Here is a 22,147-nt window from a genome sequence, read left to right as displayed (position 1 = left end):
CTTTTTTCATTCCGTAAACGAAAAAATCATAATGAGAGGAGAGAGTGAAATGAAGAAATTTGTCCGGTTGTTAAGTTACCTGTCAGTGTTCGTTCTTCTCCTTCCAACACAAGTCTCGGCTCTCACACCATCATCATTGAGCCAGCAAAGTGACGTCCAGGCTGATCAGAATCAGCAAATGGTTCAGCAGATGACGAGCCAAATGACGCCTGAAGAAAAAATCGGTCAGCTCGTCATGCCATCCACCCACGATAACGAGCAGGATATGCCAAATGAAGACACACGAGAGCTGATTCAGGACTACAAAGCGGGTTCCGTGATTATTTACGGAAATCGTGATGCTGAGACCACGGCTGAATACAATAATCAGCTCCAGGAATGGGCATCGGAAACGGAGATGAATATTCCATTATTTTCAACAGCTGACTTGGAGTATGGTGTGAATCAGCATGTGACTGATGCGACTGCATTTCCGCGGCAGATGGGGATTGCTGCGACAAGGGATTTAGAAGCAGCTGAGGAAATGGCAAGCGTCACGGCAGAAGAGATGAAAGCGACAGGCTTTAACTGGAATTATTCGCCGCTTGCTGATGTGAACACCAACCCGAACAACCCGGTAATTGGCGTCCGGTCATTTGGTGAGAACACAGAGCTTGTTTCCGACATGACGGTTGCGCAAGTTGAAGGGCATCAGGAAAACGGCGTGTTATCGACACCAAAACATTTTCCGGGACATGGTGATACGAGTGAAGACTCACACTATGATCTTCCAACCGTCACTTATGACCGGGAAACGCTTGAAGAAGTTCATCTGCCGCCGTTTCAAGCTGCCATTGATGCAGGCGCCGAGTCGATTATGACCTCACACGTCATCATTGAAGCGATTGATCCGGAGCTTCCGGCCACTTTGTCAGAAGATGTTTTGACCGGATTGCTTCGTGAAGAGATGGGCTTTAACGGGCTTATCGTAACAGATGCCATGTCGATGCAAGCGATCAAAGACAATTGGGGCGCGGGTGAAGCAGCTGTAATGACGATCCAGGCAGGCGCTGATATTGTCATGGCGACCGGAACGCTCGATGAACAGAAAGAAACATTTGATGCGCTGCTGGAAGCCTATGAATCTGGTGAACTTTCAGAGGAGCGTGTTGATGAATCTGTCGAGCGTATTTTATCAACCAAAGTGCGATACGGGCTTTTTGATGACCGCTATGTTGACCCGGATGAGGCGACAGATGTCGTGAATACGGAATCCCATAAAGAATTGGCCGGAAGCATGGCGCAGGATTCTATGACGCTAGTAAAAAATGATGATATCCTTCCGTTTGATGCTGCATCCGATGAATCAACGTTAGTCGTTGGTCCGGAAATATACGACGGCACCTATTATATGGAGGATATCGCTGATGCCGTTCAGGCGAAAACAAATGGCGATGTCGAAACCTTTATCACGTCCGAGGACCCTTCCGACAGCGAGATTGATGAAGCGGCCCAGCAAGCAGAACAAGCAGATCGAATCATCGTTTCAACGTTCTCTGCCGGTGAACTCGCTGATGGGCAGAGCCAGTTGGTAAGTGCTCTCGGGGATACAGATACCCCAGTGGCGTCTGTATCATTAGGCCTTCCATATGATATCGGGGAATATCCAGATGTGGACGCGCACATCGCAACGTATGCGATTGAAAGATGGGGGTCGGCCGTACCGGTTTCGTGGGAAGCTGCCGTTGATGTGATTTATGGTGCGTCACCTGGTGGAAAGCTTCCGGTCACCATTGATGGTCATTATGAATTTGGCCATGGAGAAGATTATGACGTCGCACCGCCTGAAAGCGCCGAAGACATCATGGCGACTGTCGATCAGCTGGAAGACGACGGAGCGTTTGCCAGTGATACAGCTCCGCGTGCCCTGAATCAGCATTTGACCGCTGTCAGCCACTATGAAGATCAGGAAGCAGATGAAAAAGTCGTTAAGCATATGCAAGGCTTTAATGATTTGCTTGATCACCAACTGGAGAATGAGCTGATTTCTGCCAGCGCCTATGATGTGCTTCAGTCGCAGGGCGATGCGCTCATTGAGAAGTGGGAAGCATTCGCTTTTGATTCAGAACGGGCAATGGCCCATCTTGAGCATTTAAGTGTAGACATTGGACCGCGTGTCGCTGGAGAAGAGGGAGAGCAGGAAGCGGCAGCGTATATACAAGATGAATTTGAAACGCTCGGGTATGATGTTTCCACCCAAACATTTGATATTCAGGATAATAAGCAATCGCAAAACGTCATTGCAGTGAAAGAAGCCGAGGGTGTTGAGGACCCTGAAATTGTGTATGTCACGGCACACTATGACAGTGTACCTGAATCTCCTGGGGCAAACGATAATGGATCGGGAGCCGCGACGCTTCTTGAACTGGCCAAAGTGCTGGAGGATGTGCCAGCGGACAAAGAAATTCGTTTCGTTGCTTTTGGCGCTGAAGAAATTGGTTTGGTAGGTGCTCATCACTATGTCAGCCAATTGTCAGATAATGAGATTAATAGAAGTGTCGGCAACTTTAACATGGATATGGTTGGAACGAATTGGGACCCGGCGACACAACTTTATGTAAATGTTGTTGATGGACAGCCCAATACGGTATGGCAATATGCCGAGGTAGCTGCCGATCGATTAGACAATGATACCCTTTTCCTTTACGAAAGAGGGGCTTCCGATCACGAGGCTTTCCATGAAGCAGGTATCGATGCAGCAAACTTTATCTGGAGAGAGCCCGGAACAGCTTCTTTAGAGCCATGGTATCACACACCTGAAGACACGATTGATAAGATAAGTCCTGAAAAAATTCAAATGGTCGGCGAATTGATGGATTCGGCAATCTCTGATATTGCCACTGAACAAGAACAAGAGACAGAGCCTACAGCAAATTAAGATACAGGCAGCCGTTCGATTGGAAACATTTTTAGAGCGGCTGCCTTTTCGATTAAACGGTTAGGCAGATTGTTTACGGTGCTGGCCCCGCAAAGTCAGAAAAGCAATTCCGTCGTCCAAAGCAGGCAGTAAACAAGCCCGAAACCTCGATAGAATGTCAGCACTATTTTTCTATCACCCATCTTCATAGAAAAACGAGAGGAGACTTAAAATGTATCCAGTAAGAAAACAAACTTTTTACATGCTATTCTTTGCATTCATGTTTGCAGTAACAATTATCATGCCCGTATCCGGCACGGTTCAGGCAGATGAAACACCTTACAATCCAGTGCCATATGAAGAAATCCATTCGATTCTTGAAGAGCATGAAGACGAAAGTGACCGTGTTTCGGTTGAAGTTATTGGCGAATCGTCGTTAGGCCATGACCTGTACAGTGTGGTCATTTCTGAACCGGAAGATGATCTTGAGCAAATCAAAGCGATGCGGGAGGAGATGATTGCGAATCCGGAAGAGGCTGAAGACTTTATTGAGGAAAACCCTGATTTTAAAGTTCCGTTTATGGTGAATGGCTCAATACACGGTGATGAGTATCCGGGGACTGATGCCGTACTGCAGTTGATTGACAGGTTTGCTTATGACAATGATGAAACAACGGAGCACATTCTCGACAACAACGTTCTGGTGTTTAATGTCGTGAATAATCCCGATGGACGTATTTTAGGAACCAGACAAAATGCAGAAGGTTTTGATCTTAACCGTGATCACGTGACGCTTTCGCAACCGGAATCAGCGGCAAATGTTGATTTAATAACTGAATGGAATCCAATGGTCTTTCTTGATTTACATGGTTTCATTATTCGGTCAAATGAGAGCCCCGGCCTGATTGAGCCGACGACCGGGCCGCACAACCCTAACTATGAGCATGATTTATACCTGGAACACGCCCTGGATCAGGCTGAAGCAATGGAAGCGGAGCTCGTGGCAAACAAGCAGGATTATGAAACGGATCTATATCAAAATATGGAAGGAACCCACATTCCGTATCGCGATGCTGAGGATGGATGGGATGACTATCCACCGATTTTCACACCGATGTATGCCATGCTTCACGGTATTTACGGTCATACGCTCGAAACACCAAACAACAGTGTGGATGGTGTCAAATGGCATTTTGATGCGGTGATGGGATCACTGAAATTTGCATCGGACAACAAAATGGACATGACGAAAAACCAGCTGGATATTTTCAGACGCGGGATTCAATTTGACCATCCTGAACACGACGATGGATTTTTTCCGGAAGCTTATGTACTGCCTGTTGACGAAACAGATCCCACTGTAACAGAGAAGGCTGTGAATAATCTCATCAGGCATGATGTTGAAGTCGAAAAAGCCGAAACGTCCTTTACCGTTGACGGTGACCAATATGATGCAGGAACGTTTATTGTGCCACTGGATCAGCCAAAAGCAAGTTTAGCCAATACACTCCTTTGGGATGGTGAAGACATTAGTGATCAGGCAAGCGCCATGTATGATATTTCGGCGTGGAATCTGCCGGAATTATGGGGGTTTGCTGCAATCCCGACAGATTCAGAGATTGATATTCAGGTTGAAGAAGCCGGGGAGTTGGATATACAAGGTGAACTTATCGGCGACGGTCCGTATGAAGTCCCGAACAGTTCAGTTGCAGCTGTTTCACTGGTCAATGAGCTGATCCAGAACGATATTCCGGTTTATAGAGGCGAGAACGGTCATTTTTATGTGGAAAGCAGCAACGGGGATACGCTGCGCCAGGCTGTCGAACAATCCGGAATCACTGTGAATACAGCATCAATCCCTGACGATGCAGAAGAGCTGGATCATGTCAATGTTGCCGTTTTACAGGATGGCGGCCAGCACGGTATCAGGACAGCCCTCCAAGAGCTTGGATTTGCAGTGGATGAAATTGAACCGCAACAGATTACTGAAAACGGATTAGATGGTTACGACGTCCTGGTGGCGAACGGTTCCGGCATCGATGACAGTGACGCGTATAGGCAAAACATTCACACGTTTATAGCTGACGGCGGAAAATATATTGCCATTGGCTCAAGTGCCTCCAATGCTGCTGCTGAGCTCGGCCTGACCGATGCCGACATTAAGACCGGTGCCCGGAACAGTAATGGCGTTGTCAACGTGAATTATAAGGATACATCACTGACTGCCGGGTACGATGATCAGGACGTTGGCTTTGTCTATAATCCTGTCTGGTATACAAATATCGAAAATGATAGAGTGATAGCCTCTTTTGCAGATCAGGACTTGTTTAAAGCCGGATTTTGGGAAGACGCTGAAGCCGCACAAGGCCAACCGGTGATCACGAAAGGCAACCATCAAGGTGTCACACTAATGGGGCTGGAGGTCGGCTTCAGGGATCATCCGGAATATTTGTACAGACTGCTTTCCAATGCGATTTATCCGGGAGACGAAACGATTTTGACGACCGCGGCAGGTATGAAAGAACGGGTTGAACGCTACGAAAATGACGGGGAGTTTGAGGATGCCAGTGCTGCTCGCTCCTTAAGCGTTCATTTGGAAGCGGTCAGTCATTATGAGGAACAGGAAGCAGCGGAGAAAGTCATTAAGCATGTCGAGGGTTTTCAAGATTTACTCGACCATCAGCAGGCGAACGATATGATTTCCGAAAAGGCATTTAACATCCTTAACCATGATGCTGATGCGCTGATAGAGAAGTGGCAGTAGGTTAAAAGATTTATAGTATAGAGCTTCTTTCTTGTGATAGGGGGCGTAGGGGGCTGTGAATTGTGCGGGAGCGGATTGGGATCGTGCGAGAGGGAACCTCAAATCGCGCGGGGGAGGTCGCAAATCGTGCGAGATCGGTCTCAAATCGTGTGAGAACAGCTTCAAACCGTGCGAGAGTAATCTCAAAACGTGCGAGGATCGGCCGAAAGCGTGCGAGGGGAACATCAAATCGTGCGGGAGAGGTCGCAAATCGTGCGAGAACGATATCAAATCGTGCAAGAACAGCTTCAAACCGTGCGAGAGCAACCTCAAAACGTGCGAGGATCAGCCCAAACCGTGCGAGAAGAACTCCAAACCGTGCAAGGGAATCCTCAAAACGTGCGAGAGCGCTTTCAAAATCGATCGAGACAACTTCGAATTCGATCGGGAGCATGCCAGAACCGATCGGCAGTGGTACGAACGATTGGGAGCCTCCCAAAATCGATCGACAGTGGTACGAACGATTGGGAGCCTCCCAAAATCGATCGACAGTGGTACGAATCAATCGAGAACATCCTAAAAAGGTCGAGGAGGCTTCAAATCTGGGAGAGTCACCGCCAATCATGCGAGGACATCTTCAAAACGTGCGAGAACGTACGACAGCATCGCAAACTCCCGCAGAAGCAACAGCACGAACAATGTCAATCCGGACTTAAAATCTTATATAAGCTAATCCATAAAAATGATCCGGGAGGGTTAATCACCCTCGCCGATTCTGCTTGGGTGGCAAATATTAATAATGGAGGGAGATCAATGAAAAAATGGTCTATTGTGATGGCGGCAGTTGTCCTTTTGCTGGCATCATTACCAGCGGCTGCAGCCAGTGACGGTGAAGAGAGCAGCAATGGTCCAAATAACGAGGAAAATTTTTCGCCGGGTGTTGAAGTACTGCTTAATGAACAGTTGGATCAGCTGGAGGGTAAGAGCGTCGGGTTAATCACGAATCCTACAGGTGTTGATCAGGAGCTAAACAGTATTGTTGATACACTGCATAACGACCCGGATGTGGATCTTGTTTCCTTATACGGGCCGGAGCATGGTGTCCGCGGAAGTGAACAGGCCGGGGATTATGTTGAATTTTATATTGATGAAAGAACGGGGCTGCCGGTATACAGTCTGTACGGTGAAACGCGGAAACCGACACCGGAAATGCTGGAGGATGTGGATGTGCTGTTATTTGACATTCAAGATGTCGGCACCCGCTATTACACGTACATTTACACAATGGCGTATGCGATGGAAGCAGCTGCGGAGAATGATGTTGAATTTATGGTGCTTGACCGTCCGAATCCGATCGGGGGTGTGAAAGTCGAGGGGCCAGTCCTTGACCCTGACTATGAATCGTTTGTCGGCTTGTATCCGATTCCGCTTCGGCACGGTATGACGGTTGGGGAATTGGCGCTTTTATTCAACGAGGAGTTTGACCTGAGTGCTGATTTATCAGTGGTTGAAATGAATGGATGGGAGCGTTCGATGGATTACAATGATACACCACTTGAGTGGGTGCTGCCATCACCGAATATGCCAACGCTTGATACGGCCAATGTCTATCCGGGTGCTGCCTTGATTGAGGGAACGAATGTCTCTGAAGGACGCGGCACAGCCAAACCGTTTGAACTGATTGGCGCGCCGTTCATTGACGGTGCCGATCTGGCGGAAGAGCTGAATGCTGCCGGGTTGCCTGGTGTGCAATTCAGGTCAGCCTATTTTACACCGCAATTTTCAAAACATGCCGGCGAACTGTCCGGGGGCATTCAAATTCACATTAAAGACAGCGCAGAATATCAGCCTGTCAAGACGGGACTGACCATCGTGAAAACCATTCATGATATGTATCCGGACGATTTTGCATTCCGTGAAGAGAACAGTGAGGGTGTCTCATTTTTCGATAACTTGATCGGGAATGGCTGGGTGCGTGACGAAATCGAAAATGGCACATCGGTTGATGCGATTATCGAAAACTGGCAGGAAGGCTTGGAGGACTTTAAAGACGTCCGGCGTGATTATCTGCTGTACACAACAAGTGCCCAGGAGATGATCGAGATGGTGGAACGCTTTGAGGATGAAGGGGCGTTCGCTGATGATGAAGCCGTCCGCTCCCTCACCATGCATTTGACAGCCGTGGACCGTTTTGAACAAAGTGAATCCGCTGATAAAGTGGCCAAACATATCGAGAGCTTCCAACTGCTGCTTGAACAGCAACTGGAAAATGAGCAGATTTCAGACGAAGCGTATGAGGCCCTGGAAGCCAAAACAGAATCAATGATCGGACAGTGGGGATAATTGGGGGGTCTGTCCCCCATCACTCTAACGCGTTAAAGCGGTGGGGGACAGACCCCAAATGAAAGGAGATATAAGAATGACAAACAAGTTGATCTCGATAACGCTGACTTGTGCTGTGCTCGCTTCGGTATTTTTTGCAGGTTCTGGAAAGGCCACAGCTGTTGCGCCCGTTGTAGAGCCCGGACCGCCAAGCAGTGAGCAGATGCTTCAGGGGCCGCTGGATGACATTGATGGTATTATTCAGGAGGCGATTGCCGATAAGTACATGGCAGGTTCTGTCGTTTTGGCGGCCAGAAACGGAACTATTGTGAAAGAGGACGCGTATGGCGATGCAGCACGTTATTTGGATGATGAATTTACCGAAATGGAAAACCCGGTCGACATGCAAACTGATACAATTTTTGACTTAGCCTCGATTACGAAAGTGTTCACGGCGACGGCTGCGATGCAGTTATATGAGCAGGGTGCATTTAACCTGGACGATTCCGTAGCGGCGTACATTTCCGGAATTTGCACAAAATGGAAAGTCTGATGTCACGATCAGGCAATTGCTGACACACACATCCGGTTTCCCGGCGTGGATTCCGCTTTATCAAACAACGGAATCCCGTGAGGAAGCCTATCAGGAAGTGTTCGCGACGCCATTAGATTATGAGCCCGGGACGCATTACGGATACAGTGATCTGAACATGATCACAACGGCCGCATTGATTGAGGAAATTTCAGGTGAGCGGCTTGATGATTATATCCAAACGCATATTACCGAGCCGCTCGGCATGACGGACACGATGTTCAATCCGCCTGAATCATTGAAAGACCGTATTGCAGCAACAGAATACCAGCCACAGACAGATAGAGAAATCGTTTGGGGCGAGGTGCATGATGAGAATGCGTGGGCAATGGATGGTGTTGCCGGTCACGCCGGATTATTTTCAACGGCACAGGATTTGGCAGTGTTTGCGCAAATGATTCTGAATGACGGGGAATATGAGGGGACTCGCATTCTTGAAGCGGAAACCGTTGACATCATGGAGACAAATGAGCTGCCTGAATTTCCGGGAAATGCGCACAGTCTGGCGTGGGAATTGAACCAGGATTGGTATATGGGTGCATTATCCGAGCCGGCAACGATGGGGCATACCGGTTTTACAGGCACGTCGATCGTGATTAATCCGGCGAAAGATGCGGTGGCGATTTTACTGACAAATAAAGTCCACCCGACGCGTGATGCTCCATCCACCAATCCGATACGGCAGGCAGTGGCAGGGAAAACAGCCGATGCCATGAACGCATGGAGCGCGTCCTCCATGAATGCACTCGTGGAAGATTTGGCGGATGATGATGCGTTTGCTGGTGAACGTGCAGTCCATTCGTTGAAGCTTCACCTGTCTGCTGTCAGCCATTATGAAGATAAAGACGCAGTTGCTAAAGTGATTAAACATATGGAAGGCTTTAAAACCTTGCTGAATCATCAGCAGGAAAATATGTCAGAGGATGCCTATGAAACGCTCAATAGGAACGCGGATTATTTGATTGGGAAGTGGTGAGAGGGGTCTGTCCCCCATCACATTAACGCGTTAGAGTGATGGGGGACAGACCCCCCCAAGAAATGGAGGGATTGATGTGAAAAAGTGTTATATGCTTATGGCTGTACTTGTGATTTTGACCGTGTCTTCAGCTGTTGCTGAAAATGTCAGTGCAGAAAATAATCACCCCGATAACGAGAAGACAGTCAGGATTGCAACTTATAACATGCATACTGGTATTGGGACTGATGGCCATTACAATTTGGACAGACTCGCCAATACGATTCGCGAATCGGGTGCAGACATCATTGGGTTGCAGGAAGTTGATGTTCACTGGGGCAGCAGGAGCGAATTTGAAAATCAAATTGAAATGCTGGCCGATACCTTGAACATGGGCTTGTTTTATTGGACCCGCCCGCACCAGGCGAACGAGAAGGCAATACGGTGTAGCCGTTTAAGCAAATACCCAATCATACATAGCTAAGAACCGTGAAATCGCGAGACTGTCCACCCAGGATGACGACCCTGCTCCGAACCTGCTCTGGCTTTCTTGAAGCGCAAATCCATGTCAGCGGCGAGGAGCTATGGTTTTATGTCACACACCTTGATTACCGATCAGATCCGATGATTGGGAAATGCAAGTTGATGACATGCTGAATATCACCTCCAGCCACAGCAATAGTGTTGGTCGGTGATATGAACGCAACACCTGATTCACCTGAACTGTCACCACTTTTCAGCAGTTTGAGGATACGTGGACATTGACTGAGGAGGACCAGGCTATACGTCCCGCAGATTTCCCGGATAACGATTGACTAGTGTAACAGCACCGGATGAAGTCGAGTCTGCCAATGTTTCCGTCACAGGCTTCCGACCATCTTCCAGTAACGGCCGATGTCATCGTCGAGCCTGGGAACCATCCGTTAGACGCATCCGGTTTTAAGAGACTTGTAGATATTTTGAGAAAAAGGAGAATTTGCTGATACTGAACGGCCCGCTCCCTGAACGTTCATCTGACTGCTGTCAGCCATTATGAAGACCAGGACGCATCGGAAAAAGTCGTCAAACATATGGAAGGCTTTAAAAACTTGCTGAATCATCAGCAGGAAATGTCAGAGGGTCTATGAAACACTAAGTATAGGGTCAGTCCCTCATCAAACGCGTTAGAGTGATGGGGACAGACCCCAAAAGGAAATCCACACGTGATAACACGGGTCATGTCATAAAGTTTGAAGCACTGGATAACCAAGTTTTTCAATCGTTGTTTTCAGTACATTGTGGGTCTGTCCAACGTTAACGCTTGCGTTGGGGACAGACCCTCATACATAAACTACCAATCTCCAGTAATCTATCAGATGCAGATGTTAACTGGTTGTAAGCTGCTTCTGAAATCAATTCCTGGTTCTTCTGGTGTTCAAGCAGCGTTTTAATTATTAAGATGTTTTTATCGCTTTATCCATCGAAGCTGAGTTTTGTATTGCGCGAGAGCCGTTAAATGTTGTTCAACGTGGCGGGCTGCATCTTCGTCATTGAACGCGCCATCATCCTTCAGCTCGTCAATAAGATTCTGTATATACGGAAGCCCCCATTGCTTCAAAAGCCTTTTTGCCGCCGACAAGGCAGTTCACATGACTTTGGTTCAAATCAACGTTAAACGTTGCCCGGGTTCATCCGTCATGAGCCCAGTGTCATCGCTGCCTGCAATCACAATACCAATACGATGGCCTTCTTTGAAAACATAGTCCCTCGGAAGCGTACCCACTGGAAACGATAGTTTTTCCAGGCGTCAGAAATATCGTCTGTCCTATCCTTTCCAATTTGGCATCCATCCAGCCGTGGTGACAATTTCGTAAGGTGCTGTGTGCGTCGTCTTTCTGTTTCTTTATAACAGCCGTCGTCCACATCGGTGCTTTCACCCCAGCACGATTCAGTATCCAGTGTACGAATGCCTCCACCCTGGTCTCGATGGTCACGCGTTCATCTGATCCATAAATCGACAATTAAGGCTGTCAGTTTGTATCCCTCTCCATACCACTGTCGCTCGAATATCAATTTCAGGGACACCGCTTAATGTCATATCTTCTTTTTAATTCAGGAGACAAAAACATTAATCGATCATCTTTTGCCGTAAATTTATCTTCCACCATTTCCTGTTCTGTCTGCGGATTGTCTGTGAACGTTTGACTGAAATTTCTCTTTGACAGGCGGTGCCATTGTTCCAGGCAATTCTTCTGTCGCCGGACCCAAGGTTTACTTCAACAGATTTGGAATCTTCAATGGCCAGGATGAATAGTTCCCATTCATCGGCTGAACGCTCGATGTCAACCTCGGCTCATCATAATGCCCATTGTCGATATCAGCAGCCATAGTCAAACCATTTATGAAGCGTGTCTACCCATTCCGCCCGATTGAAATCAAACGGATCGACATGACCAGTCTGTGTCAGCCATAGTTTCCGCGGCACATCATTTTGGGCAAGTTTTTCCCACCAATTGGAAAAATGATTGGCTTTGACATTATAATCATTCAATCCATGGATAACGAAAACACTGGCATTGACATTATCAGCGTCTTTCACAAAATTACGCTCGTCCCAAAAGTCATTGTAATCACCAGTCTCGTCGTCAGCCCCTGCTCTGACTTCATCCCTGACAGGTGCGCATTCTTCAATACTGTCACTGCTGACGACTGTTTCGGCCAAACCACTCGGTCCATTCGGATAAAATGGAATGCCGTCATAGCGGTAATAATCATACCAGCTGCTGATGGCACCGATTGGCACAATGGTTTCCAGACCTTCAACACCAGTAGCGGCAACCCCATTGGCAATGGTTCCATCATACGATTTCCCAATCATCCCGGTTTTACCTGTCGTCCAGTCAGCTTCGATTTCTTCACCATCTTCATTCCAGGCAGTTCCTTTACCATTCAGCCACTCAACAACCGTTTTGGCACTTTCCGTTTCTTCATAGCCTCCAGTTGTCGGACAGCTGTCGGAATTATTGGTGCCAACCATATCGACCAGCACGACGGCATAACCCCTCGGGACAAAATAGTTATCGTAGAATAGCGGGAATTTCTCATTGTTGCCATCACCGTCAGGGTCCTTAATCTCGGATTCATTTCCACGTCCAAGACTTTCATAATAAGGGCTTGCATCCATTATGACAGGCACTTCCAGGTCGCCTTCTGTTTCCTGAGGACGAATAATGTCTACTGCGATATGATCACGTTCACCGTCGTTATCGCTGTCTAATGACGATTTCGACATAGATGGTTTTCTGATCGCATCCTCATATTGAATAGATTGGTTTCTGTCACACCGTTTCAAGCTGGTGGCCAGTAGCATCCAATGCAGAATCGCCTTCTGTACTGGCATCTGCAAATGACGGCCAGGTCAAAGCACCTGCCACAAAAAACATCAGCATAATCGGTAAAAATTTGCTGCCACTTTTCAACAAAAATCCCTCCTAATCTATTAGTTGTGATTATAGTTAGTGTCTAGCAGAAAATAGGAAGAGAATTTGTACTAACTTTCTGAATAGAAAGAGGAAACTAGTCGAAAGTAGTGATTTGAGTAGGGGTCTGTCCCCCGTTACGCTACTGCGTTAAGTGTTAGGACAGTCCCCGCCTAATTTATTCTTCCTCGCCTTCGTGTGGGTCTTTTCCAAGATAAGCTTGGAGCATCCAAATGTTGGCGTCGATGCTTGCCTTATATTCTGTCAGCATGTCTTCGGTGACAGGGTCTTCTTCCTGATCGGCCAGTTCGATGCCTTTCACGGTTACATCGCGGATTGTCCGGTAATCTTCTACTAGATTTTCGACCATTTTTTCGGCTGGTATTTTTTCATCGTATACGTTTCCCTGGATGAAAGAATGCTCGATGAATTCGCCTAATGTCGAATAAGGTTTTTCACCAAGGGCGATTAATCGTTCAGCAAACGCATCGAAATATTGGTTTGCTTCGTTGTACAGCTCTTCAAATTTCGCATGAAGTGTGAAGAAATGCGGCCCTTGTACGTGCCAGTGATACTGATGAAGCTTGACATTACAGTCCTAAATTTGCTTACAATTGATTCGTCATAAATGCTGCTGTTGCATGGTGATGTGCATGTTCGGTTGCCATATTGAATCTCTCCTTTCTATGTCTATTTTCATTAATATTCTAAAAGATATCGATTCCTTGACCCAGTCAATTTCCGAGGCTTTTTTGTGAGGCGTCCTCATTGCTTTACTACTTTAGCGTGTTGGGGGACAGACCCCCCTATGCTCATATTTTATGATTGAAGCGATCAGTCGCATGGCGTTTCAGAAATGACGAGCAGGACGCTTGCTTCATGGATGAAACATGCCGGGATGCCAGGTGATGATGCCGCCGAGTACACCTGCAAGAAGGACAAAGACGATTTCCGACTGCCAGGAAGGTGTTTGTTTCATGTTTTCGAATGGTTGCTTTGATAGCGCGTACGCATGCGAGAATTGCGATAATTTATCGGCCATAAGACACATCTGCGTTTCCCATCGAAATGTCTGTTTCCGCCTTCCTTCTCCCCATTGCCAGCCCGATTATCTGCCGTTGCGATTTGCTGGGTTCATTGATGCCGTCGCCTGCCATAAGCAACTTGTGTGCCGGCTTCTTTATTGTTTGACCAAGGTACTTTTGTCTTCCCGGCAGTAATTCCCGCATGAACGTCATCAATGCCCAGCTTTTCCAGCAACGAGTTCTTGCCGTGTGTTGTTTGTCGCCGGTGAGCATTGACGATTTTCTTTGATGCCATTTTCCCTCATTTCTGCCAGGGATTCTGCTGCATTTCCCCTGATTTGGTCTGCGATGAGAAAGATACCGGCGACCTTGCCGGTCGACTGCTGCGAAATGGCGTGTTGCCTGCTTTTCACGTCTGTTGATAAGCTTCGACTCTTCAGAATGGATGCCTTTTCTGTTTTCATCAATTTCCGTTGCCTATGGCTATGCATGGCCTGCGAGTGTTGTTTTAATCCCATTTCCTTTGATGACGTCGCTGTCTCCGGTCCTGATCCAGCGAAAAGATTTCGCGCTTCAGCTCTTTTCACAATCGTTTTGGCCCAAATGGTGGTTTCGGATATCTTTCTGCTTTAGCCACCAGTTGTAACAAGGCATTTTCCTTATAGCCGTTAAAGGTTTGAATGTTGGTCACTTCCGGTCTCCCTTTCGTCAGTTGTACCGGTTTTATCAAAATACAAGGGTATCGACTTTTGGAGAAATTGTCCATAACTCGCCGCCTTTAACGAGCACCCCATTTTCGCGCCCGTTACCAATACCGGGCGACGTTTGATACTGGGCACCGATGACAAGAGCACAGGCAGGCGACAACCAGGAAGGGTAATCGCTTAAGTGCAAGTCATGCGTCACAGGTAACGAGCACTGACAGAACAACATGGCCGGTGTATAGATGTTTGCGAATTTATCCAGGAATTTTTGTGTTTTTGATTTGGGAATCCTGAGCTTCTTCAACCAGCTCGATGATTTTGGCAAATGTTGTATCATTGGCCGACTTTCTGGCGACAACTTCAATATAACCATTATCAAGAACGGTTCCGCTGAAACTTATCATCTTGGCTTTCGCTGCGGGACCGACTCGCTGGTGACAGCTGCTTCGTTCAAGGATGCCTGGCCAGATATAATACTGCCGTCGACGGGCACTTGCCGCCGGAACGGATTGATAATGCGGTCGCCTTCAGCAACTTTCTTCTACCGGAATTGTTTCCGTATCGCTATCGCGGATCACCGTTGCTTCCTGTGGTGCCATGTCAACAAGTTCTTTTTTAAACGACGAACGGTTTTTTGCAGGTGCGTGCTTCCAGATAATCCCGAAATAAAGAACAGAAACGTCACAACGGAAGACTCGACATATCACCGATAAACAGCGCCCGATGACGGCGATTGTTACCAAATAATTCAATACTGAAAGCTTTCATGCGTGCAGGCCTGATACGCTTTAAGGAAAATTGGCACACCGGCAATTATCGTAGCAATGAACTAAATCCCCTGACGTAACGTCATAATAGCCCGCGAAATTTGGATAAGTGCGAGAATCAATAAAGCTCCCGAATAAATGTGATTGGCTTTTGGTACTATGAATCCATTGAATAAACATCACGCATCGTCTCCTTTGTTATTTATTTGCGAGTTTTGTTTTCCTCTGACTTATAATAAGACATGCGCAAGGAAAGATAATTTGACGCGCGTCAAAGATTTGGGGAAGATTTTGCGGCGGGGTCTGCCCCTACCACGCTAAAGCGTTAAAGCAGTGGACAGACCCCCTTAAAAGTACTAGTAAATGACAGGAAAATTATAGAAATATGGAAAGTGAATCTTAAGTTATATAGACGGCAGCATGATAACTTGATAGTCTATTATAAGATTTCAATTATTAGAAAAATATTGGCACTTCAACCCCAATTTTGTCGTCGGGTGATTCATACATCAACAGGAAGTGACAGACAATACGTGAATCCATGATCCATTAACCTCTCCTGAGAACTCTATGATTCCACAAAAAATTTACTAATTATATCAGCCTATAAAAATTTAGCAGGATTCCCGCATCATGGCAATATCATAAGATACCGCAATTATCAGTTTCATTCATTGTTATTCCGCAACTCACGAAAGGTGTTTAAATGCAGGACAGGGGTATTTGTACTTTTTCTGCCGTGTCATCAACGATAGCTATTTCCAGAACTATGAAAAACGCAACCATGATTTCTATTAGCCCGATGATGGTTGTGGGACAAGGGGTCTGACCCTTTGTCCCCCTAGTGAAAACAGAATCTGAACGAACACGTTTGAAATGTCATAGACACCCATTCTATGCGGCATCAAAAATAAATTCACCTGCTTGCCAGGGAAAATCTTTAGAGGAGGCGTTTTAATGGGGATTAAAAAGCAATTAGGCATGGGCGTGATGTCGGCGGCACTCGGTTTATCCCTGATTGGAGGAGGGACGTAATGCCTATTTTCAGCGACAGCGAGGCTACGAACAATACGTTTGCCGGCCGGTACGCTTGATTTGGCCGGTGAACCGACGCAGGTGATTGATGTTGACACATTCAGCCAGGAGATTCGATGACCCGCGATTTTGAACTGCAGAATAACGGATCAGTCGCAATCGACCAAAGTACTCCTGAAACAAATTATGAACGTCATCGATGCAGAGGTGACAACACACGGGTGACTTTGGAGGAGCATAATTGAGGTCGAATTTTGTAACAACGCGGACAAATGGATGAAGTGATATCAAAACAACATTGGCAGAATTGGAGGACATGTCACCTGAAGCGGTGAATGAACATGTTTTGATCCGCTGCTTGAAGACGGTCTGGAGCCGGATCGCTTCGATGATTTAGTTGTCCAGTTCAATTTTGTCGATAAAACGGCGAGACCAGAACCAATTTCAGGTGATTCGTGGAACTGGAATGACATTTAATGCACAGCAAGCCGGGTGAAAGAGAATAATTGCGGGGTCTGTCCCTCATCACATTAACGCATTAAAGTGATGGGGGACAGACACTAAAAGAAAGATCCTCAAGAAGAAAGGAGTTTTTTTATTGTGACACAAAGATTCGCATGGGCTGGTCAATTTTCATGTCACTGATTCTTCTGCTTCACATCGTATGCCGGCCGGACTCACTGCCAGTGCACAGGCATAAAGGATGAACAGACGGCAGAGGCGATTATGGCATGGTGGTAAGTGCCCATCCATTGGCATCTGAAGTCGGGGCAGATGTGCTGAAAAATGGCGGCAATGGCGATTGATGGCGGCTGTAGCGATCAGTTTGCCTTGAATGTTAATGAACGATGATGTCCGTATCGGTGGTGGCGGTTTTTGATGTACTATGACGCCGAACGGAAGATGTGTCGTCCATAACAGCAGGGAGCGGCCCCGAATGTGCAAAACACCTGATATGTTTTTAGACGAAGACGGTGACCCGATGCCTCAGGAAACGGGTCCGAAGCGGCAAATCAGTTGTTGTACCGGGACGGCTGAAAGGCTTGAAAACCGCTCTTGATCAATGGGCACCCGCTCAATGACAAGCTGTTGGAACCTTCCATCGAAATGGCGAAGAAGGCGTTGAAGTCAATCGAGTCCTGCCGACGCGATGCCAGTAACGCGGAAAAATTGTCAAATACCGCGGCAAAAGAACGTTTCCTGCCTGATGGCGAACGCCGGGAAGAAGGCGATCTGCTCGTGCAGAAGATTTGGCTAAGACGTACAGCCCTGATTGCCGAAGCCATGGCAACGACGTATTACAACGTGAAATCGGCGAAGCTCTGTCGAGGAGTCGAAAGCGTGACAGCAGCATGACACCGGAAGATTTGAGCAATTATGAAGTCACCTACGAAGAACCGGTATGGGGTGAGTAATAGGAGGTTATGATATGCATCAATGGCCCCGCCAAGTCCGGTGGTCTGACCATGCTGCAGATGCTGGAGTGTTTGAAGAGATGGACCTGACACAACATGATATCCGTCAGCCTGACAAATAACCACCATATGGCCGAAGCGATGCACCTTGCCTATGCGGACAGAGGCGCCCTATATGGGTGATCCGGAATTGTGATGTGCCAGCTGAAGGACTGCTCATCCCGACTATATTGGATGAAAGGGTTTGGCTAATTTGATCCGGAGCAGGCAAATGATGATGTCGAACCGGGTAACCCATGGGATATTCAGAAGGTGAGCCTCTGAAGATCAGTGAAAAGGCCGGCGACAAAACAATGTGAGACGACAACATTTTACCCGTTGCCGATAACGAAGGCAATCTCGTCTCATACACCACAACGATGAGCAAGTATCGCAGAATCGATACGGATATCGGTAAGATTGCGATATGCTGAATAATGAACTGACCGACTTTGATGTGTGCCAGGCGGCGCGAATCAAGTTGAGCCGAACAAGCGGCCGTTAAGCAGCATGACACCAACGATTGTTTTACAGGACGGTGAACCGTTCATGACAGTCGGCTCACCGGGCGGTACTACCATTATTACGTCCGTCATGCAGACGATTGTCAATGTGATCGGTTATGATATGGAGCTTAAGGATGCGATTGAAGAACCGCGGATTTTCAGCAGTTCTTATCCAAGTATCAGCTGGGAGTCCGGCATCCCGTCAGACGTACGGGAAGAGCTGGCAGCAATGGGGCATGAATGGCAAGCGTCAGCAGGTGAAATCGGCAACGTCAACAGTTTAGTGATTGATTCCGAAAGCGGAGCGTACTTTGGTGCCGCTGATTCAACCAGAGAAGGCAAAGCAATCGGCATTACAGCTGATGATTTGCCACCTGAAGCATCGACGGTTGCATATCTGCAGTATCTCGCTGATGAATTGGAAGATGACGGCGAATTTAATGATGCGAACGCAAAACGGCATGCTGACGCCCATTTGGCAGTGCTGGCTCATTATGAAAGCTCAGGATCCATGGATAAAGCCGTTAAGCATCTGAATGGATTTAACACGCTGCTTGACCATCAAGTGGCGAATGATTTGATTTCAGAAGAAGCTTATGAGGAGTTGACGGCAGCGTCTGATGATCTGATGGATGAATGGGAGTGAGGGGTCTGTCCCTCACCACATTAACGCTTTAGCGCAACGGGGGACAGACCCCCAACAAGGAGGGATGATTATGTTTAAATTGCGTCAATTGACGATGATGGCAGCGGTTTTTGTACTGCTGATCGGAACATTTTCACAGGCGTCCGTTGGAAATACTGTGCAGGCACAGGAGGAAGCGGTTTATGACACGATTATCAGGAATGGCACAATTATCGATGGATCCGGTCAGCCGCAATATGATGCAGATATCGGCTTGCGAAATGGCGTTATTGCCAAAATTGGCGATCTGGAAAATGCTGCAGCAGAAAAAGAAGTGGATGCGGATGGCCAGTTTGTAACGCCAGGTTTTATTGAAATTCACAGCCACGCATCAACGTCAGCGCTTCAGGAAGCACAAAGCTCCCTGACGCAAGGTGTCACAACAGAAATTTTAAATGTTGATGGCGGCGGCCCGACAGACCTCCAGGAGCGTTTTGACCTTGAGGAAGAAGGTTTAGGCATCAACATCGGTGCCCATATTGGATTCAATTCCGTCTGGGAAGAAGTCGTCGGTGAAGAAGACCGGCGCGCAACGGAAGACGAAATCAGTGAGATGCAGGGGCTGATCACTGAAGGCATGGAAGATGGTGCTTTTGGTGTTTCCGCCGGGTTGTTCTATCGGCCCGCGTATTATGCGACGACAGAGGAAGTCATTGATGTCGTCAGTGCAGCCGATGATTGGCGGACCTATTTTCAGCATCATATCCGCAATGAGAATAATGACGTAGTAGATGCAACAGCTGAAACAATTGAAATCGGCGAAGAAGCGGGTCTTGTTCCGCATATCACGCATATGAAGGTGATGGGACCGGATAATTGGGGAAAATCCGACGAAACGGTTGGTCTGATTGAAGAAGCAAATGACCGCGGGACTTATGCGACAGCGGATGTTTATCCATATCTCCGCAGTCAGACTGGCTTGACGGCAATTGTGCCCCCATGGGTAGAGGATGGCGGATGGGATGCGATGCTCGAACGTTTCGCTGATCCAGAGCTCCGTCCGCAGATTGAAGCGGAAATTGAAGACATTATGCATAGCCGGGTGGAAGGACCGGAAGATGTGTACTTTCCTACCAGACAAATGACCCTTGCTGACTACATGGATGAGGGTTTCAACTATACCAGGGATGGACAGGCGCTTTTAGGTTTCCTCAACTTTGATTATGACAGTGACATCACGTTTGATATTGATGAAATAAATGTTCAGGATTCAGAAGGCAATACCGCTTTTGATTACGATTTCACTGACAGCGGGGAATGGGAATCCGATTCCTTTGAACAGCTGTTTTCCTATCCATCTGATGCGGTGAACTACAACGTGGAAGACAATGTCGGAAAAGTTGAAATCGATGAACGCATGCAAGGTAATGCCAGCGCTTATGGCAAAACAACGCCTGTCATGGATGAATTGGAAAATAACAGTGAAGCGTACATGAGCTTTAAAGTCAGTGATGTCGGAAACAACCAGCGAATCCGGTTCTGGCTGCAGGCTGATGACTTCAGCTCGGGCAGTTCTTTCCCAGTAAATGGATATGGCATCGAGTTGCACCTTGGAAATGATGAACTGACCTTATATGGCAGAGAGGACGGAAGCTCCACCAATTACGGCAGTGTCGATGCTGATATGACAACCGACTGGCATTCCTTAAGAGTGCGGGTTGAAGATGGTCAGCTCATGGCACGTCTCTGGAATGATGAAAGTGAAGAACCCCAAGAGTGGAGCATGACAGCGGATATCCCTGAGCCGCAAGAAGAAGAAGAGCAAGAAGAACTGACAGCAGGTGAAACAACGATGCGGATTCTGGAAACAGAGGGAAGCTTAAGGTCGATTTATAACTTTGGCCATGAAGATGATTTTGAACGAATTCTTAACAACCCGACAACGTCCATTGCATCTGATGGCGGTGCAACGACATCAAGCAGTACCCATCCAAGGCGATATGGCACACAGCCGCGTGCGCTCGGCAATTATGTAAGAGAAGAAGGGCTTTTGGATTGGGAAACCATGGTCCAAAAAATGACAGGATTGCCGGCAAGCACGATCGGCATAACAGATCGCGGATTTATTGCTGAAGGGATGACCGCGGATATTACGATTTTTGATCCGGATACCGTTATTGACAACGCGACATTTGACGATCCGAAACAATATGCAGACGGCATTGAGCATGTTTTGGTCAATGGTGAATTTGCAATGGAAAATGCCGAACTAACAGGTGTACAAGCTGGTAAGGCACTGAAGCGTGATGCCAATATGCCGACCCGCCCGATGACAACGGAAGCGGTTGACATCGAAAATGCGGGAGCGCTCTACGACATGGATGAACCGAATTCAGCAACAGGAGCAGAAATCGCATTTTCCCTCCAGCAAGGTGAAGAAGATGTGGAGGCTGATGGGTCATTCACTGTTCAGGACGAAGAAGCCGATCTGGATTTTGAAGCGACAGGATTTGGAAAAACTCAAACGGCAGACGGCTGGACAAGCTTTACAGGCCGTGGCCTCCTGAATGATGATGACGAGCGGACATTCTCGGTTATCATTGATGAGAATGAGACCGGGATAACCGATGACCGTCCGACCGTTACGATTCAGATTGAAGGTGAAGATGAGGTAAGAGGATTTCTGGGTGATGCCGAACCTTCCAGCATTGACGGCATGAAAGAGCTGGTTGATCGTTTTGCAGACGAAGGTGAAATCGAGGATGAAGAAACGGCGCGCTTGCTGCAAACCCATTTGAACACTGTAGGCCATTACGAGGAATCGGGCGACATGGACAAGGCAGTTAAGCATATGAACAGCTTTAAGCAATTGTTGGATTATCAGGAGGCTGAAGGTACAATTTCTGCGGATGCAGCTGATGCGCTGATGACACATGCCGATAACCTGCTGGAAGCGTGGGAGTGATTCGATAGTGTCATTGGATGCTTGAGAGAGCAAACGTGAATTGAAAGAAGGCCGCATTATTGAGAGAACGTTTTCTGAATGAAAGCAAAGCAGCTCTCAA

General features: G+C 47.4%; 19 protein-coding genes and 3 pseudogenes. 13 read left to right on the top strand and 9 right to left on the bottom strand.

Translation table 11 applies throughout. The features are described from left to right. The first annotated feature begins 49 nt into the window (after positions 1-49). From Len3610_RS13015 to Len3610_RS12990, 7 genes and pseudogenes are all read left to right on the top strand, one after another. A complete protein-coding gene (locus Len3610_RS13015; protein ID WP_176448330.1) occupies positions 50-2,917 on the top strand; it encodes a glycoside hydrolase family 3 N-terminal domain-containing protein in 2,868 nt (955 codons plus the stop codon). A 211-nt stretch (positions 2,918-3,128) separates the two neighbouring features. Next, positions 3,129-5,660 (top strand): FIMAH domain-containing protein, encoded by a 2,532-nt coding sequence (locus Len3610_RS13010; RefSeq protein ID WP_176448329.1) that lies wholly within the window; start codon positions 3,129-3,131, stop codon positions 5,658-5,660. Between the two features lie 431 nt (positions 5,661-6,091). Further along, entirely contained in the window at positions 6,092-6,355 is a 264-nt protein-coding gene (locus Len3610_RS13005; RefSeq protein ID WP_176448328.1) for a hypothetical protein, read from the top strand. 97 nt (positions 6,356-6,452) lie between these two features. Further along, a pseudogene (locus Len3610_RS13000) lies at positions 6,453-7,715 on the top strand (exo-beta-N-acetylmuramidase NamZ domain-containing protein); the annotation flags it as partial. A gap of 343 nt (positions 7,716-8,058) precedes the next feature. Next, positions 8,059-8,514, top strand: a complete 456-nt coding sequence (locus Len3610_RS21055; protein ID WP_255259606.1) for a serine hydrolase domain-containing protein — start codon at positions 8,059-8,061, stop codon at positions 8,512-8,514. Positions 8,515-8,530: 16 nt separating this feature from the next. Next, a complete protein-coding gene (locus Len3610_RS12995) occupies positions 8,531-9,529 on the top strand; it encodes a serine hydrolase domain-containing protein (RefSeq protein WP_255259605.1) in 999 nt (332 codons plus the stop codon). 76 nt (positions 9,530-9,605) lie between these two features. Continuing rightward, positions 9,606-9,992 carry an endonuclease/exonuclease/phosphatase family protein gene (locus Len3610_RS12990; protein ID WP_176448325.1) on the top strand — a complete coding sequence of 129 codons (387 nt, stop codon included), beginning with the start codon at positions 9,606-9,608 and terminating at the stop codon, positions 9,990-9,992. 1,155 nt (positions 9,993-11,147) lie between these two features. Here Len3610_RS12990 and Len3610_RS21860 read toward each other — a convergent pair. The 9 genes and pseudogenes from Len3610_RS21860 to Len3610_RS21855 all read right to left on the bottom strand — a co-directional run bounded on the left by Len3610_RS21860 (position 11,148) and on the right by Len3610_RS21855 (position 15,188). Beyond that, the gene (locus Len3610_RS21860) at positions 11,148-11,270 is read right to left on the bottom strand and encodes a CocE/NonD family hydrolase C-terminal non-catalytic domain-containing protein (RefSeq protein WP_369693575.1); all 123 of its coding nucleotides are present in this window, start codon (positions 11,268-11,270) and stop codon (positions 11,148-11,150) included. Positions 11,271-11,864: 594 nt separating this feature from the next. Continuing rightward, positions 11,865-12,779: a CocE/NonD family hydrolase gene (locus tag Len3610_RS21050; protein WP_255259604.1), complete on the bottom strand. Its 915-nt coding sequence runs from the start codon at positions 12,777-12,779 to the stop codon at positions 11,865-11,867. A gap of 46 nt (positions 12,780-12,825) precedes the next feature. After that, a complete protein-coding gene (locus Len3610_RS12980) occupies positions 12,826-12,966 on the bottom strand; it encodes a hypothetical protein (RefSeq protein WP_176448324.1) in 141 nt (46 codons plus the stop codon). 178 nt (positions 12,967-13,144) lie between these two features. Continuing rightward, positions 13,145-13,540 (bottom strand): annotated as a pseudogene (locus Len3610_RS12975) (DNA starvation/stationary phase protection protein); the annotation flags it as partial. A gap of 303 nt (positions 13,541-13,843) precedes the next feature. Further along, positions 13,844-14,008: a hypothetical protein gene (locus tag Len3610_RS12970; RefSeq protein ID WP_176448322.1), complete on the bottom strand. Its 165-nt coding sequence runs from the start codon at positions 14,006-14,008 to the stop codon at positions 13,844-13,846. Continuing rightward, positions 13,998-14,204 (bottom strand): hypothetical protein, encoded by a 207-nt coding sequence (locus Len3610_RS12965; protein WP_176448321.1) that lies wholly within the window; start codon positions 14,202-14,204, stop codon positions 13,998-14,000. The genes Len3610_RS12970 and Len3610_RS12965 overlap by 11 nt, the downstream gene beginning before the upstream one ends. Beyond that, a complete protein-coding gene (locus Len3610_RS12960) occupies positions 14,204-14,455 on the bottom strand; it encodes a hypothetical protein (RefSeq protein ID WP_176448320.1) in 252 nt (83 codons plus the stop codon). Before Len3610_RS12960 ends, Len3610_RS12965 begins: the two co-directional genes overlap by 1 nt. 119 nt (positions 14,456-14,574) lie before the next feature. Continuing rightward, positions 14,575-14,757, bottom strand: coding sequence for a hypothetical protein (locus Len3610_RS12955; protein ID WP_176448319.1), 183 nt, complete (start codon positions 14,755-14,757; stop codon positions 14,575-14,577). A 192-nt stretch (positions 14,758-14,949) separates the two neighbouring features. After that, positions 14,950-15,188, bottom strand: a pseudogene (locus Len3610_RS21855) (hypothetical protein). Positions 15,189-16,419: 1,231 nt separating this feature from the next. On the opposite strand from Len3610_RS21855, the gene Len3610_RS21850 reads away from it, so the two are divergent. The 6 genes from Len3610_RS21850 (at position 16,420) to Len3610_RS12920 (ending at position 22,047) form a co-directional block, all read left to right on the top strand. Further along, entirely contained in the window at positions 16,420-16,497 is a 78-nt protein-coding gene (locus Len3610_RS21850) for a TasA family protein (protein WP_369693695.1), read from the top strand. A gap of 116 nt (positions 16,498-16,613) precedes the next feature. Then, a complete protein-coding gene (locus tag Len3610_RS21845; protein WP_176448315.1) occupies positions 16,614-16,742 on the top strand; it encodes a M73 family metallopeptidase in 129 nt (42 codons plus the stop codon). A 692-nt stretch (positions 16,743-17,434) separates the two neighbouring features. Further along, positions 17,435-17,557 carry a hypothetical protein gene (locus Len3610_RS21045; protein WP_255259603.1) on the top strand — a complete coding sequence of 41 codons (123 nt, stop codon included), beginning with the start codon at positions 17,435-17,437 and terminating at the stop codon, positions 17,555-17,557. Then, a complete protein-coding gene (locus Len3610_RS12930) occupies positions 17,554-17,853 on the top strand; it encodes a hypothetical protein (protein ID WP_176448314.1) in 300 nt (99 codons plus the stop codon). The genes Len3610_RS21045 and Len3610_RS12930 overlap by 4 nt, the downstream gene beginning before the upstream one ends. A 557-nt stretch (positions 17,854-18,410) precedes the next feature. Beyond that, positions 18,411-19,103 carry a gamma-glutamyltransferase gene (locus Len3610_RS12925; protein WP_176448313.1) on the top strand — a complete coding sequence of 231 codons (693 nt, stop codon included), beginning with the start codon at positions 18,411-18,413 and terminating at the stop codon, positions 19,101-19,103. A gap of 70 nt (positions 19,104-19,173) precedes the next feature. Further along, positions 19,174-22,047: an N-acyl-D-amino-acid deacylase family protein gene (locus Len3610_RS12920; protein ID WP_176448312.1), complete on the top strand. Its 2,874-nt coding sequence runs from the start codon at positions 19,174-19,176 to the stop codon at positions 22,045-22,047. The last annotated feature ends 100 nt before the right edge of the window (positions 22,048-22,147 follow it).

The organism is Lentibacillus sp. CBA3610, assembly GCF_013373365.1.
GTDB lineage: Bacteria > Bacillota > Bacilli > Bacillales > Amphibacillaceae > Lentibacillus.
The sequence above is the reverse complement of the archived record's forward strand: the minus strand, read 5'-3'. Positions and strand labels throughout refer to the sequence as shown.

Excerpts from the sequence above, each read along its gene's own strand:
- Len3610_RS21055 (WP_255259606.1), top strand. The coding sequence starts at position 8,059 with ATGACAAACAAGTTGATCTCGATAACGCTGACTTGTGCTGTGCTCGCT.
- Len3610_RS12970 (WP_176448322.1), bottom strand. The coding sequence starts at position 14,008 with ATGGCCGATAAATTATCGCAATTCTCGCATGCGTACGCGCTATCAAAG.
- Len3610_RS12920 (WP_176448312.1), top strand. The coding sequence starts at position 19,174 with ATGTTTAAATTGCGTCAATTGACGATGATGGCAGCGGTTTTTGTACTG.
- Len3610_RS21045 (WP_255259603.1), top strand. The coding sequence starts at position 17,435 with ATGTGCAAAACACCTGATATGTTTTTAGACGAAGACGGTGACCCGATG.
- Len3610_RS13015 (WP_176448330.1), top strand. The coding sequence starts at position 50 with ATGAAGAAATTTGTCCGGTTGTTAAGTTACCTGTCAGTGTTCGTTCTT.
- Len3610_RS13010 (WP_176448329.1), top strand. The coding sequence starts at position 3,129 with ATGTATCCAGTAAGAAAACAAACTTTTTACATGCTATTCTTTGCATTC.
- Len3610_RS12960 (WP_176448320.1), bottom strand. The coding sequence starts at position 14,455 with ATGAAAACAGAAAAGGCATCCATTCTGAAGAGTCGAAGCTTATCAACA.
- Len3610_RS21845 (WP_176448315.1), top strand. The coding sequence starts at position 16,614 with ATGACCCGCGATTTTGAACTGCAGAATAACGGATCAGTCGCAATCGAC.
- Len3610_RS12955 (WP_176448319.1), bottom strand. The coding sequence starts at position 14,757 with ATGGACAATTTCTCCAAAAGTCGATACCCTTGTATTTTGATAAAACCG.
- Len3610_RS21050 (WP_255259604.1), bottom strand. The coding sequence starts at position 12,779 with ATGTCGAAATCGTCATTAGACAGCGATAACGACGGTGAACGTGATCAT.
- Len3610_RS21850 (WP_369693695.1), top strand. The coding sequence starts at position 16,420 with ATGGGGATTAAAAAGCAATTAGGCATGGGCGTGATGTCGGCGGCACTC.
- Len3610_RS12965 (WP_176448321.1), bottom strand. The coding sequence starts at position 14,204 with ATGACGTTCATGCGGGAATTACTGCCGGGAAGACAAAAGTACCTTGGT.
- Len3610_RS13005 (WP_176448328.1), top strand. The coding sequence starts at position 6,092 with ATGCCAGAACCGATCGGCAGTGGTACGAACGATTGGGAGCCTCCCAAA.